Origin of the sequence: Methyloversatilis universalis FAM5, assembly GCF_000214035.2 — a bacterium.
GTDB lineage: Bacteria > Pseudomonadota > Gammaproteobacteria > Burkholderiales > Rhodocyclaceae > Methyloversatilis > Methyloversatilis universalis.
This window is the reverse complement of record NZ_AFHG01000022.1, coordinates 1-261: the sequence shown is the minus strand read 5'-3', so window position 1 is coordinate 261 and position 261 is coordinate 1. Positions and strand designations below refer to the sequence as shown.

Genomic DNA, 261 nt, shown 5'->3' with positions numbered 1-261 from the left:
CGGCGCAGCGCCCACAGCGTGAGCGCGCCGGCCATCACGCCGCACAGCGCGGCCATCCACGCGGTCATGGTCTGCCAGTCCGGCTGCGCCATGCCGAGGCGCGACAGCAGTTCGCGCTGGCGCTGCTGGTCGTAGGACAGCACCCACTGGTTCCACGCGTTGTTGGCCGCTTCCCAGCGGTGGCGCAGATCGCGCAGCCAGCCGAGGTCGGCACGCGCGACGAAGGGCACCGGCTCGCCGGCGGCCAGATCGGCCAGCCCG

The 261-nt window shown here is 73.9% G+C and carries 1 pseudogene; it reads right to left on the bottom strand.

Annotation, left to right across the window (positions count from 1 at the left end):
• Nucleotides 1-261 (bottom strand): annotated as a pseudogene (locus METUNV1_RS00100) (DUF3488 domain-containing protein); the annotation flags it as partial.